A 15,536-nucleotide genomic window follows, 5' to 3' on the forward strand; every position below is an offset into this window, starting at 1 on the left:
GCGAGCTAATTATGAGATTGAAATGGGGTGTAGCCAGTAACTTCCAGTTTATAGCCAGACAGGCTGGGAACTGGGCTTGGGTTTGCGAGTAAACGCATTTTGCCAACACCAATGTCTTTAAGAATTTGTGCGCCGATGCCATAGCTACGAAAATCAGTTTTGCGGGTAAGTGGTTTTGCAGTTTTGGCTGACTGTGAACCGTTGAGTTTGTGAAATTGAGCCAACCAATCACTATCATTTGGTGCTGCAATTCCGGAAGCATTTAAGAGTACTGCAACCCCTGCAGATGGGGAGTTGGCTAAGGTTTGTAATGCCTGTGCTAGCGGCCAAGAATGGGTGCTAACCTGTGCGTCCAAGAAATCTAAAACAGTGACTGGCTCATGCACTCGTACCAGTGTTTCAGTAGCTTCAGAAGGTGTGCCATGTACTAAGGCTAGATGAATGCAAGAGCTTGGGGTATCGCGATAAATCACGCCACGGAATTTCCCCCAAGGGGTGTTGAATTCACGTTCGCCTTCACGCACGACGATGCTTTCGTGTTGGCTACGGTATTTGATGAGGTCGGCAATGCTGCCAATTTTTAATTGATGTTCTTTGGCGAACTCTAGCAAATCAGGGAGGCGCGCCATGCTGCCATCATCTTTCATGATTTCACAAATCACGGCAGTAGGTGAGCAACCCGCCATTGCTGCTAAATCGCATCCCGCTTCGGTGTGACCTGAGCGAATTAAGACGCCACCAGGTTGTGCCATCAATGGAAAAATATGGCCTGGTTGAACAAGATCGCTGGGTTTGGCATGAGGGGCAACTGCTGCTTGAATGGTATGTGCGCGATCCGCCGCTGAAATACCTGTGGTGACTCCGCTAGCCGCTTCAATGGAAACAGTAAAGTTCGTCCCCATTGAGGTGCCGTTATCTCGGACCATTAGTGGAAGATTGAGTTGCTGGCAGCGTTCACGCGTCAAAGTGAGGCAAATGAGGCCGCGACCATGTTTCGCCATGAAATTGATGGCCTCTGCACTGACATGATCGGCAGCAAGCACCAAATCACCTTCGTTCTCACGATCTTCTTCATCGACCAAAATGACCATCTTCCCAGCTTTGAGCTCGGCAACGATTTCTTCGGTAGTAGCGAGGGTATTTTGCATAGCCCTCTATTTTAAGCGCAGGAGGGGCTTTTGAGGCTGATCATCCAAGCTTGGGCGCAATATCCAGCATTTCTGACGATGACAGCCAATGAATTGCCTATTTTTGGGGTGGCCACCCTTTGAAAATAAGGCATGTTCGCAAAGATTAGCAAGCCTGCCCAATCTACTGAGTCTGAAATCCCATCCGCAGAGCAAATGAGTGGATTTATTTTGTTGGAAGTCTTGATTGCGATGAGCTTAGTTTTAAGTGTTTGGATCGGGTCAGTCAGCATTTATCACATCTTGATATTGCAAATGGGGAAAGAACAAGAAAAGCGCATGCAAATTCATCAAGAATTAGATCAACATGAAATTGAGCAATCGCAGAAAGGAATATATGAGTCTGCTCGAATGCCTCATCGGAATCGCCCTATCACTGACTCTAATAGCTCCGTTGATAAAGAATAGTGGTGAGCTAATCAGCAAGCAAATTGCCTATGAGAAAACCCAGCTACTTTCTCAAGATGCAAATCGTGCATTAGAGCTGATGGGCCGTGCAATTCGTATGGCGGGATATGTGCATCCCAATGCTTTTATCCAGAATATCAACAGTCAATCCTCAGGTGAAGAGTTTCTTCAGATTCAAAAGAGTGTTGGATACAAAGGTTCAGATGCATTGATTATTAAGCATCAATTATCTAGTGGATTGGATATGGATTGCATCGGTAACACCTTAACCCTAGACCGGACTAGAAAAGGTTTGGCATTTCAGGGATTTTTAGTTGATCTACAAACGTCAATCCCTAAAGGCTCACGAATCAGTGGCGGCTCATTAATTTGCCAATCACTTGATCGCCAAGGACGTTTACAAAGTACCACACTGATGAATGGCATCCATCATCTTGCGATTGAAGAGTTAACCGAGCAGGCTAAAAAAGATAGAAGGGCTAGGGTATTTAAGATTAGGCTAGAGATGACTGATGGAGCCCATTTATATAGGGCTTTCGAGCGAACCTTTGCCACCCGAAATCTACTGTGATTATTGTTTGGGTCTTATCGCTATTAGCATTGCTTACCTCTTTAATTAGTGGCATGGAGCGCATGACTGCTCTAGAGATTCTTAGTAATACTGCTGTAGTAACTTCAGGTAAGCAGTTCATAGCTGCCGAGCACGCCTTAGAGAAATGCCAGGTTGAGATGATGAGTATTGTTCACTCTGCAAATTCCGCATGTCATTTGCAATCTGCAGGAAAAGATCTTTGGTTAATTTCTACTAAAGAAAATCCACGACTAGAAATTTTGGTGCATTTAGATGAAAAAACAGGCGCAGTAAGAAGATTAAATTGGCGACAACAATTTGATTAAGTCGGTGTCCCTATCTGACCGAGAGAGTGGTGGGGGCTTGTTGGAGCTGATGGCGGTCGTGCTTATCATCACCATCTTTGCCACGAGTGCGATGCCGCTGCTACAAGAACAAGTAGCTGCTAGACAGATTGATTCTGTTGCGAGACAGTTTATTGCCCATGCGCAATTCGCTCGTGGTCAAGCCTTGACTTTAGGGCTCACAGCTCATATTGCGCCCCTGCAAGGAGGTCTTTGGGATGAGGGCTGGCTTGTATCAATCCAATGCCAAAAAAGTGTGCCAAAGATAACTTGCCTACATCGTCCATGGTTGATGCAAAAGAGTATTGCGCCGGTGTATTTTAAGGGTGGGGGTAAGCAATTTATCGACCCCCATTTAGCAACGCGGGGCATTGCCTTTAATGCTGCTGGAGCGGCTAAAACTGCCCACGGAGGCTTTGTGGCAAATCGTTTGATATTGGGTCATGAACGCTATCCCCATTTAGAGAGGCAGTTGATTTTAGGGAGTGGGGGCCGTTGGCGTATTTGTGATCCCCATAAAGATGCAAAGTCTTGCTCTTAATTCGGCTATTCACAGGTAAATTTGGCGCTCGTGCCCGCAATCGGTTTTAATAGACCCATGTATACCGCAGTTGACCACCAATTTATGAGCGAAGCCTTGGCCCAAGCTCAAAATGCGCTTTATTTATCTAACCCCAATCCTCGGGTTGGGTGTGTCATTGTGAAAGAGGGTCAAGTCATTGGGCGAGGTTTCACACAAAAAGTGGGTGGTTCTCATGCAGAGGTTCAGGCTCTAGCAGATGCTAGGGCTCAAGGATATGATCCGGCAGGGGCAACAATTTATGTCACTTTAGAGCCTTGCAGTCACACTGGTAGAACACCACCTTGTGTAGATGCTCTCATCGCGGCAAAACCGGCAGTCGTAATGGTCGCCATGACCGACCCCAATCCACTGGTTAGTGGCAAAGGTATAGAGCGCTTACGGACTGCAGGCATTGATGTGCGTTGCGGTTTATTGGAGTCTGAGGCTAAAGCTATTAACTTAGGCTTTATCTCTCGCATGACAAGGGGTTTACCTTGGGTTCGCCTGAAAATTGCTGCTAGCTTGGATGGCAAGACTGCTTTGTCAAACGGCCAAAGTCAATGGATCACTGGCCCTTTGGCTCGTGCCGATGGACATCATTGGCGGGCACAAGCCTGTGCAATTCTGACGGGAGTAGGCACGATTAAAGAGGATGATCCCGCCTTAAATGTGAGAGATGTGCCAACTGAGCGTCAGCCTTGGAGGATCATTGTCGACTCTCAATTAGAGACACCACTTCATGCCAAGATCTTGAATCATCTCGATCAATCAGGGGTGATTCTAGTCTGTGCATCACTAGAGTCTGCACACGCACAAGAAAAAGCAAAAGCATTTGAAGAGTTAGGTGCTCAAGTGATCGCTATGGCAAATCAGAATGGCAAGGTGGATTTGCCTCAATTATTTGCTTATCTAGCGCAGCAGTACCATATGAACGAAATTCATGTGGAGGCTGGCTTTAAGCTCAATGGCTCTCTGTTAAGAGAAGAGTGTGTTGATGAGTTATTACTCTATTACGCACCATTCTTTATGGGCGAAGGAATTGGCATGGCTAATATCTCCCCATTAGCGCAATTGAATCAAAGACAGAATTGGCAAATTTTTGATCACAGCCTATTTGGACAAGATTTGCGTTTACGCTTGAGTAAAAAAGAGTCAAATTAACGTTCGACTACGACACATATCTTAATAATTTTCATTTTTATCTGCATCTCACTATGTTTACTGGAATCATTACTGCAGTTGGTCAGATTAAGAGCGTACAAGCTAAGGGTGATGGCTTGCATCTACTTGTAGAAACTCCGTCTGCTTACCTTGATGATGTGGCTTTAGGCGACAGTATTGCCATCCAAGGCGCTTGTATGACTGCTACAGACTTAACTGACACCACTTTTGCTTTAGACATCTCACGCGAGTCTTTAAATAAGACCGTGGGTTTGGATAAAGTTGGCCCTGTCAATTTAGAAAAAGCATTGCGCTTAAATGATCGATTAGGCGGTCATCTGGTGAGTGGTCATGTGGATGGCATCGGAATCGTTGTGAATTTTGCTGCTGTTAGTAATGATGCCTATGGATCTTGGTTGTTGCAGATTGCCGCTCCAAAAGATTTAGCGCCTTACTTGGCCTACAAAGGTTCAATCGTGGTCAACGGTGTATCACTGACAGTGAATCAAACACAAGACACTTCAGATAGTTGCATCGTGGATATCAATATCATTCCCCATACCCTAGAGAACACTACGCTTGGAAAACTTAAGCAGGGTGATGCAGTTAATCTTGAGGTTGATCTGATTGCGCGTTATGTGGCGCGGATGTTAAATAAACCTTCGATTTGATTACTTACCCTTGCATTTTGAATTAACGACTCATAGGCGCTGGCGGAAATTAAATATGCAGTAATTCGGCCATTTTTTGTAAGGGCAACCGGCTCAGAAATTAAGGAATTAAAAAACAGCATCAAAGTTACGATTCAGCCTTGAGAGTGAAATTTTCTTTATTGCGAAGTTTTTGTTCATGGCCTGATTTTAAGCTCAACAATTTGCTTAGAAACCTTCTATCAAGACGGGTTTAAAGACCCTACTTGCTATAGTCCCATTTTGGGACTATAATGCCAAAATGAGAATAGTCGCTAAAAAATACCTTGTTCAGTTTTGGCAATTACATCAATCGGCAGAGCAACCTCTTAAGTCTTGGTATGACGAAGCAACTAAGGCTAATTGGACATCGCCACAAGAGATTAAAAGTCAATATAGAAATGCAAGTTTTTTAGCTAATAACAGAGTGGTTTTTAATATCAAAGGTAATCATTATCGATTAATTGTTGCAATTGCTTATCGCTTCGGCGCTCTTTATATTAAATTTATTGGAACGCATGAAGATTACGACAAAGTTGATGCCAAGACAATTGAGATGGAGGGTTTATGAAAGAGTTAAAACCGATTCGCAATGAGGCCGAATATAGGTCTGCACTAGCTGAGATCTCTAAATTTATTGATAACGAGCCGACTCCGGGAAGTAAAAAAGGAGATAGGTTTGAGATGCTTTTATTGTTGGTGGAGTCTTATGAGGCTAAACTTTATCCAATTTCCTCTCCTGACCCAATTGAGGCGATCAAATTCAGAATGGAGCAAGCTGGCTTGAAGCCAAAAGATCTTCAACCAATGATTGGCGGTCTAAACAGGGTCTATGAAATACTAAATGGTAAGAGGGCGCTTACTCTAAAAATGATTTGGAATTTACACACAATGCTTGGTATTCCTGCCGAAAGCTTGATCCGACAGCCTGATGAATCATGTGTAGTTTAGCTTCTAGTTATGTCTTACTTTGATAGCGCGTTGGATCACTAACCCCTGCCTGTTTGAAGCCTGCCTGGCGCAATCGGCAAGACTCACACTCACCGCAAGCTTCGCCTAAATCATTGGCTTGATAGCACGAGACGGTTTGAGAGTAATCCAGCCCTAAAGTGCTCCCCAGTTGAATAATTTGCGCTTTGCTCATATGAATGATGGGGGCATGAACTCTAAAGCGAGTGTCATGATTAATGGCTTCTACACCGGCCTTGGTAGCGAGATTGGCCATCGCCTCAAACGAGGCGACATATTCTGGGCGACAGTCGGGATAGCCTGAGTAATCGACTGCATTAGCGCCATAGAAAATATCTAAACCACCTAATGACTCTGCCCAGCCTAATGCTAGAGAAAGCAAAATGGTGTTGCGTGCTGGCACATAGGTGACCGGAATTTCTAAATCTTTACTAGGGGCTGTTGGGATATCGATAGATGAGTCTGTCAGTGCTGATCCACCAAAGCGTGTGAGGTCTAAATTCACAACCTCATGACGAATGACACCCATTTTCTTGGCAATGTGCTTAGCTGCAGCCAGCTCTGAAGAGTGCCTTTGACCATAGCTCACTGATAGTACGTAGGGCGCATAACCCAAGTCTTTAGCAAGAGCCAAAATCGTGCTGGAATCTAAACCACCTGAAAACAAAATGACAGCAGGAGCATTGGGTTTGCGCGGAGCCAGATTTGCAAACGCTTCAGATAGTGAAGACATAAGTGCTTGGGCTACTTACTTGATAGCAGAGTTCAGTTGCTGCGCGTCTTTAGCTGCCTCTGTATCTGGATATTTACTGATAATTTCTGTAAACGTTTTTTTAGCTGCCGCTTTATTGCCACTCTCTAACTGGGCATTACCTAAAGTGAGCATCGCCGCTGGAATGCGTGGATGATTAGGATAGCGCTTAATGAGATTTTGCAGTTGAGCAATCGCGCCAGTGTAATCCTTATTGGCATATTTGCTGTTACCACTCCAGAATAAGGCTAGAGGTAAATAGGGGCTTTTGGGATAGCGGTTGGTAAATGTAGAAAACTCTCCCTCAGCCTTCTTCAGATTGCCCGCCTGAAAGGATTTTAAAGCATCCTCATAGGCTTTTTTTTCACCAGGCTGAACAGTTCCTGTAACGCCTTCAATAGTTACTGTGCGAGGCTCAAAATTACCTAGACGGGTATCTAAGTCTTCATAGTATGTTTTTTGACTGGTGCTAATTTCTTCGCCTTGTTTTTCAAGGCTTTCAATTTTCCCGCGTAGCTCAGCATTATCTGCTTTGAGTTTTTCAATTTGACTCTGCAGTTCAAGTTGGGTAGTTGCTAGAGATTTGCGCAAATCCAAAATGGCTTTGCGGGCATCATCATCGGCAAAGATTGCCCAAGCGCTGGTAGATGTCCCTAGAAGAATGACAGAGGCACTTAAACAAAACGCTCGTGAGAGCGTTTGTTTAATACCGAAGGATTGCTTTCGCATAGCGTGCATTAGTTCGTGATGTAAACGATATCAGCGCGGCGATTCTCTGCCCAAGCTGCTTCGGTATCGCCCTCTGCCTTTGGCTTTTCTTTACCAAAGCTCACAGCTTCCATTTGATCGTCAGAAACGCCCATCAAATTGAGTGACTTGCGCACTGCATCTGAACGGCGTTGACCTAATGCCAAGTTGTACTCGGCAGTACCACGATCATCGGTATTGCCTTGAATAATGATTTTTTGTTTTGGATTTGCCTTCAAGAAACTTGCATGTGCAGACAATTGTTTTTGATATTTAGTCTGAACAGTGTATTCGTTGAAATCAAAGTACACGCTACGTTGGAATAGTGGGCTGCTTGGATCATTCCATGGTTGTGAGCCAAAGTTACCACTACCACCGCCATTGGCACCATCAACATCATCCAATTTAACGCCAGAGCAGGCTGCTAAAAATGCAGCTGTTGCACCTACTAGAGCAAACGTTGCGACACGGCGCGCGATAGAAATTTTCATGATCTTTCCTTTTTCCTACAAAACAGGCAATTAATTAAGCTAATAGCCAATATTATGCCCCTAAGATTGGCCTATTTGTGTGGAAATGACGCTTCCTATTTTTACTTTATAAGGCATATTTGCATTTCTCCTCAAATGAGGTAAAATAATTGCTCAAATGAGGAATTATGGATGCCTAGTGTCATCGCCAAAAAGCCCGCCGCTAAAGTGACTCGTAAAAACTTGGTTGCTGGAGTTCAGCCAGATTTTTCGTTTGCTCAAATCTATCGAGTTCAGCCTATTGATCGCATCAAGTTGATTCGAGAGGGGGTTCCCGCTAGATATATCAATGTCATTTCTGACTCTATGGGGATTACAAAAGAAACCTTATTTAAGTTCTTGAATTTGCCAAAGTCGACAATTGATAAGAAATCCGTCGCAAACCAAATGTTGCCGATTGAGCAAGGTGAGCGTTTGATTGGTATGGCTAAGCTTGTTGGGCAGGTCGAGTCAATGATTGCTGAGTCAGGAAACCCAGATGGTTTTGACGCTGCCAAGTGGGTGGCGAGTTGGCTTGAAAAACCTTCACCAGCGTTAGGTGGTGAGAAGCCTTCCGCTTACTTAGACACGGTTTCTGGACAGGAAATGATCTCCGATCTTCTTGCCAAAATTCAAACTGGGGCATACGCATGAGTGTTCAGGCCGTTTGGAGAATTGCCTTGGATGCGCCAACCTTTAAGGCGGATGATCTCAGTGGCGAGGGGGCAAAAAAATCAGGCGGGAGATGGAATAAAAAAGGGACACCTGTTCTCTATACCTCCGAATCTATTGCCCTTGCTTGTTTAGAGACCTTAGTGCACATCAATGCACAAGGCCTTCCCTTAAATCGCTATTTAGTACGCATTGATATCCCAACGAAAGTATGGGATATGGCTAAGAAATTCAATTTCAAAACTGCTGGATTCGGTTGGGATGCCTTACCGGCAGGAACAGTGAGTATTGATAAAGGTGAGAAGTGGCTGCAATCCAATACGAGCGCTTTACTCTTTGTACCTTCAGTGGCCATACCGCAAGCTAGTAACGTCTTGATTAATCCCTTACATCCGGATACAAAACTGATCAAGGCTAAGAAAATTGAGAAATTCTCTTATGACCCTCGTTTAGTGGGTCTGCCTTAATCTGTTAATTGCTTTAGTCCATAAATGGACCCCAGGATGGCTGACGCACATCAGACCCTGGAATACTTAATACCTGCTTGGAGTTGCCGTCTACTGAGACTGCCGCCAATACCCGCTTGCCACCGACTTTGGTGGAATAAAGGACGTAGCGCCCATTCGCAGCAAAAGAAGGGGACTCATCGCTGGTGCCATCTGTTAAAGCTTGTGAGTCGCCAGTCGCTAGATTAAGGATGTAAAGGCGGAAGGCTCCGCCAATATTGGCGATATAAGCCAAATACTTTCCGTCTGGTGAAATTCGTGGCGAAGTCACAAAACCTTGTTTGAACGTAATACGCTTTGCACCTTCAGCTTGCTCGCCTTCAGCGCTCATGCGGTAGATTTGTGGATTACCACCGCGGTCACTCGTGAAGTAAATATAACGACCGTCTGCAGAATATTGTGGCTCTGTATCAATCGTACGACCACGGGTAAGGCGTTGAAGTCCACTGCCGTCCGCATTAATGCCGTAGATCTGAGTGTTCCCATCTTTAGAGAGTGATACAGCTAATTTCTTGCCATCAGGCGACCACGCTGGAGCGCTGTTATTTCCCTTTTGATTGGAAAGGGAAACGCGTCTTCCAGTAGCCAATTCATGCACATAGATGACGGGCTTGCGATCTTCAAAAGATACATAAGCTACTTTCTTGCCATCAGGTGACCATGATGGAGAGATGATGGGCTCACCACTACTCATGGCGTTGCGAATATTTTGACCATCCGCATCGGAGATGACGAGGCGATAACGCTTGCCTTCCTTAATAACGTAAGAGAGGCGTGTCGAGAAGATGCCGCGCTCACCTAATAATTTATAGATGATGTCATCAGCAATTTTGTGAGCTGCTGCGCGTAAGTTATCGGCGCTGGAATTAATATTTAAGCCGCCCAGGCTCTCAGACTTACGAATATCAAAAAGCTTATAGCGAATCTCAAACTGAGACGGACCAGTTTGTACAACTGTGCCAACCGCTAATGCATCAGCGCCACGTGCAGCCCAAGACTTATAGTTCGGAGTGCCCTCATCACTTTCGCTGGCATTACCGTTCTCAGTATTTTTAAAGTAACCACTACGTGCCAAGTCTTGGCGAATGATTTCAGTAACGCTGGTTGGGAGCTTATTCTCATCCTTAAAGCGCATCACGGCGATGGGATAGAGCGACTGACCTACACCAGTGATTTCAATATTCATTTGCGCTAGAGCGGGAGAGCCCAAGCCAGTCATCGATAGGATCACTATAAATACTGATGTCACTGATAAAAAATACTTTTTGGCTACTTGCAACATGCTTTAGTCCTTGGGTTTAAAGGTCAGCTTAACTTCTCTTTGAGGAATTTTGCCATTGTCGTCTTTTGGGAGACTCTCCGCACGGGTTAATGCAAGCAATACTGCGCGATCCCAGCCAGCATTACCGCTAGAGGTGATGAGATCAGTGCTTAAGATTGCGCCATCGGGAGCGAGATTAACTTTAACGACAGCTGCTGGATTACCGCTAATAGACTCTGGATTAAAGACAATCAAAGGCTTTACCTTTTTAATGACTTTATCGGTCCAGCCAGGGGGCGCGTTGCCACCACCACCAACGCCGCTGCCACTCGTGCCACCACTACCGCCTTCAGCTCCAGCCGCAGCACGAAGACGAGCTAGTTGGTCTGCACGGACTTTCTCGGCAGCAGCATTAGCCTTGGTTTCTGCGGGTGCTGCCGCTTTCGGAGCCTCAGCTTTTTTGGGCTTCTCTTTTTCCTTCTCCTTAGGTGGAGTAGGTTTGGCTGGAGGAACTGGCTTAGGCGTTTCTTTCACCTCTTTTTTCGGAGGCTCTTTTTCAACCTTCTTTTTCTTGATGGCGATGTCAGCTGCTTCTTCTTTCATCTCTGTTTTAATTTCAGGAACGACAGGAGTCTCTACCTGCTGACTGGCATCCCATAGCTCCACTTCAACACCTGAGGGGGTGGAGTTGTTCCAGCTAATGCCGATTACCAAAAATGCAAGTAAACCTAAGTGCGCAGCAAGTGAGAAACTGAAAGCGCGTTTAGTGCTTTCGTTTTTAGTCAGGCGGCCTCGAGAAAAGGTCGAGTGAAAAGTCTGTGCGCTATTCATGAATAAAAGACAAAGAGACTTACTGACTCTTCACGGCAAGACCAACACGCTTCACGCCATTTTCTTTTAGTTTGGACATCACATCCATCACGACTTCATATTTAATGGATTTATCTGCAGCGAGTACAACAGGTTGTTCGGCGGACCTCTCTGCTTGTGAGCGTGCAAACGCGCCGAGCTCAAATTTATTTAAAGTCTGAACGGGATCGCCATCTTTGCGCACGATGACATTTTCATTGGCATCGATTGTTAAGAAGACTGGCGGTAGCGATTGCACTTTTGCGCCACCAACTGTTGGGAGATTGACCACGCCTGGATTGACCATGGGCGCAGTGACCATAAAGATGACAAGTAATACCAGCATCACATCGATGTAGGGCACCACATTAATGTCGGACATTGCCCGACGCTTAGAAGATCTTCTGAGTGAGCCAGCCATGCTTATTTACCTGCGGTCTGACGTTGCAAGATATTGGTGAACTCTTCAATAAAGGTTTCAAAGCGAATTGCCAGGCGATCCACATCCGTTGCAGCGCGGTTGTAGGCGACCACCGCAGGAATCGCAGCAAATAGACCAATCGCGGTTGCAACCAGTGCTTCAGCAATACCTGGGGCCACAGCTGCCAGGGTGGCATTTTGAACGTTGGCCAAACCGCGGAAAGCATGCATGATTCCCCAAACCGTCCCAAAAAGGCCGATATAGGGTGAGACCGATCCTACCGAGGCTAAAAATGGCAGATTGGCTTCCAGCATGTCCATTTCACGTTGGTAGGTAGCTTTCATGGCGCGGCGTGCAGCATCAATTTCACGGACTTTCATGAACTCCTGCATGCCGGCCTCAAAGATATGCTCTAGAACCGCATCACTACGGGTATTGCGCTGAGCGGCTTCTAGGAGGGTGCCAAGGTCGCCACCTGACCAAAAATCACGCTCAAAACGCTCTGTATCGCGTCGGACGCCCCGCAAAATGGCGGTTTTCTTAAAAATGATGGTCCAAGAGGCTACCGACATCCCCAGTAATAACAACATTACTAACTGGACTAATAGGCTGGCATTAAGGACTAGAGAGAGGAATGAGAGGTCTTGAGTAGGTGTCATGATGGATTTTGTATGATGTAGGTTGATTTTACTAAGTTAATTTACTCAGCAATCCAACTTCATCAGGATTATCACTATGTTTGACCGTCAAAACACTTTAGCCAAAACCGACCCAGAATTGTGGGCAGCCATTCAGAACGAAAATAAGCGTCAGGAAGACCATATTGAGCTGATTGCTTCTGAGAACTATACCTCGCCAGCAGTCATGCAGGCGCAGGGCTCTCAGTTGACTAATAAGTACGCTGAAGGTTATCCAGGTAAGCGTTATTACGGCGGTTGCGAGTTTGTGGACGTTGCTGAGCAATTGGCGATTGATCGCGTTAAGGCCTTGTTTGGTGCTGAAGCAGCAAACGTTCAGCCGCATTGCGGTGCATCTGCTAACCAAGCGGTGTTCTTGGCCTTCTTGAAGCCTGGAGATACCTTCATGGGTATGAGTTTGGCTGAAGGTGGTCATTTGACTCACGGCATGGCTCTCAATATGAGCGGTAAGTGGTTCAACCCAATCGCTTACGGCTTAGATAAAAATGAAGAGATCGATTACGAGCAAATGGAACGTTTGGCTCGTGAGCACAAGCCAAAATTAATCATTGCTGGTGCTTCTGCTTATTCTAGAAAAATTGATTTCGAGCGTATCGGCAAATTGGCCAAAGAAGTGGGCGCGATTTTCATGGTGGACATGGCTCACTATGCTGGCTTAGTTGCTGCAGGTGTTTATCCAAACCCTGTTCCCCACGCTGATATTGTGACTTCAACAACGCATAAGAGTTTGCGTGGCCCCCGTGGCGGCATCATTCTCATGAAAGCTGAGCATGAGAAAGTGATTAATTCCGCAGTGTTCCCTGGCTTGCAAGGCGGTCCATTAATGCACGTGATTGCTGCTAAGGCTGCAGCCTTCAAGGAAGCATTAGAGCCTGGCTTTAAGGACTATCAAAAGCAGGTAGTTGCCAATGCAAAGGCCTTGGCTGAGACTTTGATTGAGCGTGGTCTGCGCATTGTTTCTGGTGGTACAGATTCGCATGTGATGCTGGTAGATTTACGTGCCAAGAAAATGACGGGTAAAGAAGCTGAGCGAGTTCTGGGTGAAGCCCACATTACCTGCAATAAGAACGGCATTCCAAATGACCCAGAAAAACCTATGGTGACTAGCGGTATTCGTTTGGGTTCACCTGCTATGACAACCCGTGGCTTTAAAGAGGCGGAAGCACGTCAGGTTGGTAATTTCATTGCGGATGTTTTAGATAATCCAAATGATGCTGACAATATCGCTAAGGTGCGCGCTCAGGTAGCTGAGTTGACTAAGCGCTTCCCAGTTTACGGCTAAGAAAGTATTCATTGCGCTGTCCCTTTTGTCATAACGACGATACCCAGGTACTCGATACCCGGGTATCTGATGAGGGCGATACGATTCGCCGCCGTCGCCGTTGCGCTAAGTGCGATAAGCGTTTTACTACTTATGAGCGAGTAGAGTTAGTTCTTCCCGCAATTGTTAAAAAGAACGGTAGTCGGGTTGAATATAGTCACGACAAGTTGGTTAGCTCCGTCAAGCTTGCATTACGCAAGCGACCCGTTTCTTCTGACTCCGTTGATGAATCCATTGCGCGGATTGAAGAGAAGTTACTCAGCCTTGGAGAAAAAGAGATTCCGAGCGAGCGAGTTGGTGAACTGGTGATGCGTGAACTCAAGCGCTTAGATAAGGTAGCTTACATTCGTTTTGCCTCGGTCTATCGAAGCTTTGCGGATATTGAATCTTTTGAGAGTGCGCTTAAAGAGTTAAAGTGAAGCCTCAATCTATGCAAGACCTACCTAACTTTAATATTCTTGATTATCTAAAGAGTGAAGAAGATATTGCTGGATACATGCAAGCCGTTTTACAAGATGGTGATCCAGAATTATTGGCCGCCGCTTTTTTAGATGTTGAAGAGGCTAGGCGAGACCTGCAAAGTTAAATGGTTAATAAAAAAGGACTGCATATTGAGCTGACCCACAAAAGTTGGACAGTTTATTTAGCTTAGCACGCGGGATTGAGTTCGGTAATTTACCGGGCTCAATCCCTTTAGTTTTTGTTTGATCCGATCATGGTTGTAGTAGTCGATATATTCCTTTAGCTGTGCTTTAAATGACTCGATAGTCTCAAACTTCTGTTGGTAGAAGAACTCGGTTTTCATCATCCCAAACCAGTTCTCCATGACGGCGTTATCTAAGCAATTGCCTTTCCTGGACATGCTCTGAGTAATTCCTTGCTTGTAAAGGGCCTGCTGATAAATCCCCATTTGGTATTGCCAACCCTGATCTGAGTGCAACATTGGCTTCTCAGCCCCAGTAAGTCGCTTAAAGGCTTTAGTAAGCATGGTACTCACCATGGCGATCTGTGGACGGTCGGCAATCTCATACGAGATGATCTCTTGGTTATACAGATCCAAGATGGGTGAGAGATAGACCTTCTCACCCTTGATATTGAACTCGGTCACATCAGTGACCCACTTTTGATTAGGTTTGCTAGCTACAAAGTGGCGCTCCAGTAAGTTGGGGGCTGCCTTACCCACAGACCCCTTATAAGACTGATAGCGCTTAGGACGAACGGTGGATTTGAGTCCCAGTTGTCCCATGAGCTTTTGTACCGTCTTAGGATCGAGGTAGCGCTGCTGATTACCCAACTCCAAATGGACTCGCCGATAACCATAGCGACCCTTGTGGCGATGGTAGATGGCGCTGATCTGCGCCTTAACTGCAAGATAGGGGTCGGTCTGCTGACTAAGCCTTATCTGATAGTAATACACACTTCTGGCCATCTTGGTGACAGCCAAGATGAGCTGCAGGGGGTATTGCTGCCTTAACTCAGTAATTACTTGGGCTTGTTCTTGCTTGCCAAGTGCTTTTGCTGGGCTAAGGCCTCGAGCTTTTTTAGGTAATCAATCTCCACTCTACGGTACTCAAGCTCTTGCATGAGCTCTTGCGGAGTCATTTGGGTCACCGGCTTATTAGTCGGAATAAATGGTTTGAAGGGTTTTGACATCGGTGGCCGTCCCTTAGGCTTAGGTTCTAGGGCTGTAATACCGCCTTCATTGTAGAGGCGTTGCCATTGACCAATCGTGCTGGGGGCTGGGATATTAAAGTGGGCTGCCGCTTGATTAATGGAGAGCTGGTGCTGCTCCATATACTGCAAGACGGAGAGCTTGAAGGTGGCCGTGTACTGGACATAAGACCTATGAAGACTACGTAGACCATGGGCCTTAAAGGCATGGACCCATTTGCGAACATAGGCATATTTAA

General features: G+C 45.8%; 22 protein-coding genes. 13 read left to right on the plus strand and 9 right to left on the minus strand.

Translation table 11 applies throughout. The features are described 5' to 3' along the window. Positions 1–5 precede the first annotated feature (5 nt). Positions 6–1,148: a bifunctional 3,4-dihydroxy-2-butanone-4-phosphate synthase/GTP cyclohydrolase II gene (ribBA, locus tag A2X74_RS06855; protein WP_293626463.1), complete on the minus strand. Its 1,143-nt coding sequence runs from the start codon at positions 1,146–1,148 to the stop codon at positions 6–8. 132 nt (positions 1,149–1,280) lie between these two features. On the opposite strand from ribBA, the gene A2X74_RS06860 reads away from it, so the two are divergent. The 8 genes from A2X74_RS06860 (at position 1,281) to A2X74_RS06895 (ending at position 5,873) form a co-directional block, all read left to right on the plus strand. Then, complete coding sequence (locus tag A2X74_RS06860; RefSeq protein WP_293626465.1) at positions 1,281–1,595, plus strand: hypothetical protein; 315 nt, start codon at positions 1,281–1,283, stop codon at positions 1,593–1,595. Beyond that, positions 1,582–2,166, plus strand: coding sequence for a hypothetical protein (locus tag A2X74_RS06865; RefSeq protein ID WP_293626468.1), 585 nt, complete (start codon positions 1,582–1,584; stop codon positions 2,164–2,166). Before A2X74_RS06860 ends, A2X74_RS06865 begins: the two co-directional genes overlap by 14 nt. Continuing rightward, positions 2,163–2,492 (plus strand): hypothetical protein, encoded by a 330-nt coding sequence (locus tag A2X74_RS06870; RefSeq protein WP_293626470.1) that lies wholly within the window; start codon positions 2,163–2,165, stop codon positions 2,490–2,492. Before A2X74_RS06865 ends, A2X74_RS06870 begins: the two co-directional genes overlap by 4 nt. Positions 2,493–2,496: 4 nt before the next feature. Further along, entirely contained in the window at positions 2,497–3,051 is a 555-nt protein-coding gene (locus A2X74_RS06875; protein WP_293626472.1) for a GspH/FimT family pseudopilin, read from the plus strand. A gap of 57 nt (positions 3,052–3,108) precedes the next feature. Further along, on the plus strand, positions 3,109–4,233 hold the full coding sequence (ribD, locus tag A2X74_RS06880) for a bifunctional diaminohydroxyphosphoribosylaminopyrimidine deaminase/5-amino-6-(5-phosphoribosylamino)uracil reductase RibD (RefSeq protein ID WP_293626475.1): 1,125 nt from the start codon (positions 3,109–3,111) through the stop codon (positions 4,231–4,233). A gap of 53 nt (positions 4,234–4,286) precedes the next feature. After that, a complete protein-coding gene (locus A2X74_RS06885) occupies positions 4,287–4,904 on the plus strand; it encodes a riboflavin synthase (protein ID WP_293626477.1) in 618 nt (205 codons plus the stop codon). Between the two features lie 280 nt (positions 4,905–5,184). Next, positions 5,185–5,493, plus strand: coding sequence for a type II toxin-antitoxin system HigB family toxin (locus A2X74_RS06890; protein WP_293626482.1), 309 nt, complete (start codon positions 5,185–5,187; stop codon positions 5,491–5,493). Further along, positions 5,490–5,873 carry a transcriptional regulator gene (locus tag A2X74_RS06895; RefSeq protein ID WP_293626484.1) on the plus strand — a complete coding sequence of 128 codons (384 nt, stop codon included), beginning with the start codon at positions 5,490–5,492 and terminating at the stop codon, positions 5,871–5,873. The genes A2X74_RS06890 and A2X74_RS06895 overlap by 4 nt, the downstream gene beginning before the upstream one ends. Positions 5,874–5,880: 7 nt before the next feature. Here A2X74_RS06895 and queC read toward each other — a convergent pair whose 3' ends face one another. Genes queC through pal form a run of 3 tightly spaced genes read right to left on the minus strand, consistent with a single transcriptional unit; the run spans position 5,881 to position 7,880 of the window. Further along, on the minus strand, positions 5,881–6,624 hold the full coding sequence (gene queC, locus A2X74_RS06900) for a 7-cyano-7-deazaguanine synthase QueC (RefSeq protein WP_293626487.1): 744 nt from the start codon (positions 6,622–6,624) through the stop codon (positions 5,881–5,883). Between the two features lie 15 nt (positions 6,625–6,639). Beyond that, a complete protein-coding gene (gene ybgF, locus A2X74_RS06905) occupies positions 6,640–7,371 on the minus strand; it encodes a tol-pal system protein YbgF (RefSeq protein ID WP_293626489.1) in 732 nt (243 codons plus the stop codon). Positions 7,372–7,379: 8 nt separating this feature from the next. Next, complete coding sequence (pal, locus tag A2X74_RS06910; protein ID WP_293626491.1) at positions 7,380–7,880, minus strand: peptidoglycan-associated lipoprotein Pal; 501 nt, start codon at positions 7,878–7,880, stop codon at positions 7,380–7,382. A 171-nt stretch (positions 7,881–8,051) separates the two neighbouring features. On the opposite strand from pal, the gene A2X74_RS06915 reads away from it, so the two are divergent. Both A2X74_RS06915 and A2X74_RS06920 read left to right on the plus strand, forming a co-directional pair. Further along, positions 8,052–8,552 carry an antitoxin Xre-like helix-turn-helix domain-containing protein gene (locus A2X74_RS06915; RefSeq protein WP_293626493.1) on the plus strand — a complete coding sequence of 167 codons (501 nt, stop codon included), beginning with the start codon at positions 8,052–8,054 and terminating at the stop codon, positions 8,550–8,552. Continuing rightward, complete coding sequence (locus A2X74_RS06920) at positions 8,549–9,037, plus strand: RES family NAD+ phosphorylase (protein WP_293626496.1); 489 nt, start codon at positions 8,549–8,551, stop codon at positions 9,035–9,037. Before A2X74_RS06915 ends, A2X74_RS06920 begins: the two co-directional genes overlap by 4 nt. Before the next feature lie 13 nt (positions 9,038–9,050). On the opposite strand, the gene tolB is transcribed toward A2X74_RS06920, so the two are convergent. The 4 genes from tolB to tolQ are packed head-to-tail and all read right to left on the minus strand — an operon-like array spanning position 9,051 to position 12,266. Then, on the minus strand, positions 9,051–10,358 hold the full coding sequence (gene tolB, locus A2X74_RS06925) for a Tol-Pal system beta propeller repeat protein TolB (protein ID WP_293626498.1): 1,308 nt from the start codon (positions 10,356–10,358) through the stop codon (positions 9,051–9,053). Between the two features lie 3 nt (positions 10,359–10,361). Beyond that, complete coding sequence (gene tolA / locus A2X74_RS06930) at positions 10,362–11,168, minus strand: cell envelope integrity protein TolA (RefSeq protein ID WP_293626500.1); 807 nt, start codon at positions 11,166–11,168, stop codon at positions 10,362–10,364. Positions 11,169–11,187: 19 nt separating this feature from the next. Next, positions 11,188–11,607 carry an ExbD/TolR family protein gene (locus tag A2X74_RS06935; protein WP_293626503.1) on the minus strand — a complete coding sequence of 140 codons (420 nt, stop codon included), beginning with the start codon at positions 11,605–11,607 and terminating at the stop codon, positions 11,188–11,190. A gap of 2 nt (positions 11,608–11,609) precedes the next feature. Continuing rightward, on the minus strand, positions 11,610–12,266 hold the full coding sequence (gene tolQ, locus A2X74_RS06940) for a protein TolQ (protein WP_293626505.1): 657 nt from the start codon (positions 12,264–12,266) through the stop codon (positions 11,610–11,612). A 76-nt stretch (positions 12,267–12,342) separates the two neighbouring features. Here tolQ and glyA point away from each other — a divergent pair, with 76 nt between their 5' ends. From glyA to A2X74_RS06955, 3 genes are read left to right on the plus strand one after another with little or no spacing between them, the layout of a single operon-like run. Further along, positions 12,343–13,587 carry a serine hydroxymethyltransferase gene (gene glyA, locus A2X74_RS06945; RefSeq protein ID WP_293626507.1) on the plus strand — a complete coding sequence of 415 codons (1,245 nt, stop codon included), beginning with the start codon at positions 12,343–12,345 and terminating at the stop codon, positions 13,585–13,587. An 11-nt stretch (positions 13,588–13,598) separates the two neighbouring features. After that, complete coding sequence (gene nrdR / locus A2X74_RS06950) at positions 13,599–14,045, plus strand: transcriptional regulator NrdR (protein ID WP_015420459.1); 447 nt, start codon at positions 13,599–13,601, stop codon at positions 14,043–14,045. Continuing rightward, positions 14,042–14,212: a hypothetical protein gene (locus A2X74_RS06955; protein WP_293626513.1), complete on the plus strand. Its 171-nt coding sequence runs from the start codon at positions 14,042–14,044 to the stop codon at positions 14,210–14,212. Before nrdR ends, A2X74_RS06955 begins: the two co-directional genes overlap by 4 nt. 57 nt (positions 14,213–14,269) lie before the next feature. On the opposite strand, the gene A2X74_RS06960 is transcribed toward A2X74_RS06955, so the two are convergent. Further along, positions 14,270–15,536 (minus strand): IS3 family transposase gene (locus tag A2X74_RS06960; protein ID WP_299765039.1). Its coding sequence is split into 2 segments (ribosomal slippage), with 1,268 coding nucleotides annotated over them: positions 14,270–15,171 and positions 15,171–15,536; the frame shifts between segments, so codons are not numbered across the junction. This gene is flagged as partial in the annotation.

It is taken from the genome of Polynucleobacter sp. GWA2_45_21 (assembly GCF_001830325.1).
Taxonomy (GTDB): Bacteria; Pseudomonadota; Gammaproteobacteria; order Burkholderiales; family Burkholderiaceae; genus Polynucleobacter.

Coding starts and splice junctions, on each gene's coding strand:
- A2X74_RS06885 (WP_293626477.1), top strand. CDS start 4,287: ATGTTTACTGGAATCATTACTGCAGTTGGTCAGATTAAGAGCGTACAA.
- tolQ (WP_293626505.1), bottom strand. CDS start 12,266: ATGACACCTACTCAAGACCTCTCATTCCTCTCTCTAGTCCTTAATGCC.
- A2X74_RS06895 (WP_293626484.1), top strand. CDS start 5,490: ATGAAAGAGTTAAAACCGATTCGCAATGAGGCCGAATATAGGTCTGCA.
- A2X74_RS06920 (WP_293626496.1), top strand. CDS start 8,549: ATGAGTGTTCAGGCCGTTTGGAGAATTGCCTTGGATGCGCCAACCTTT.
- A2X74_RS06860 (WP_293626465.1), top strand. CDS start 1,281: ATGTTCGCAAAGATTAGCAAGCCTGCCCAATCTACTGAGTCTGAAATC.
- ribBA (WP_293626463.1), bottom strand. CDS start 1,148: ATGCAAAATACCCTCGCTACTACCGAAGAAATCGTTGCCGAGCTCAAA.
- queC (WP_293626487.1), bottom strand. CDS start 6,624: ATGTCTTCACTATCTGAAGCGTTTGCAAATCTGGCTCCGCGCAAACCC.
- ybgF (WP_293626489.1), bottom strand. CDS start 7,371: ATGCGAAAGCAATCCTTCGGTATTAAACAAACGCTCTCACGAGCGTTT.
- ribD (WP_293626475.1), top strand. CDS start 3,109: ATGTATACCGCAGTTGACCACCAATTTATGAGCGAAGCCTTGGCCCAA.
- tolB (WP_293626498.1), bottom strand. CDS start 10,358: ATGTTGCAAGTAGCCAAAAAGTATTTTTTATCAGTGACATCAGTATTT.
- pal (WP_293626491.1), bottom strand. CDS start 7,880: ATGAAAATTTCTATCGCGCGCCGTGTCGCAACGTTTGCTCTAGTAGGT.
- glyA (WP_293626507.1), top strand. CDS start 12,343: ATGTTTGACCGTCAAAACACTTTAGCCAAAACCGACCCAGAATTGTGG.
- A2X74_RS06935 (WP_293626503.1), bottom strand. CDS start 11,607: ATGGCTGGCTCACTCAGAAGATCTTCTAAGCGTCGGGCAATGTCCGAC.
- A2X74_RS06890 (WP_293626482.1), top strand. CDS start 5,185: ATGAGAATAGTCGCTAAAAAATACCTTGTTCAGTTTTGGCAATTACAT.
- tolA (WP_293626500.1), bottom strand. CDS start 11,168: ATGAATAGCGCACAGACTTTTCACTCGACCTTTTCTCGAGGCCGCCTG.
- A2X74_RS06915 (WP_293626493.1), top strand. CDS start 8,052: ATGCCTAGTGTCATCGCCAAAAAGCCCGCCGCTAAAGTGACTCGTAAA.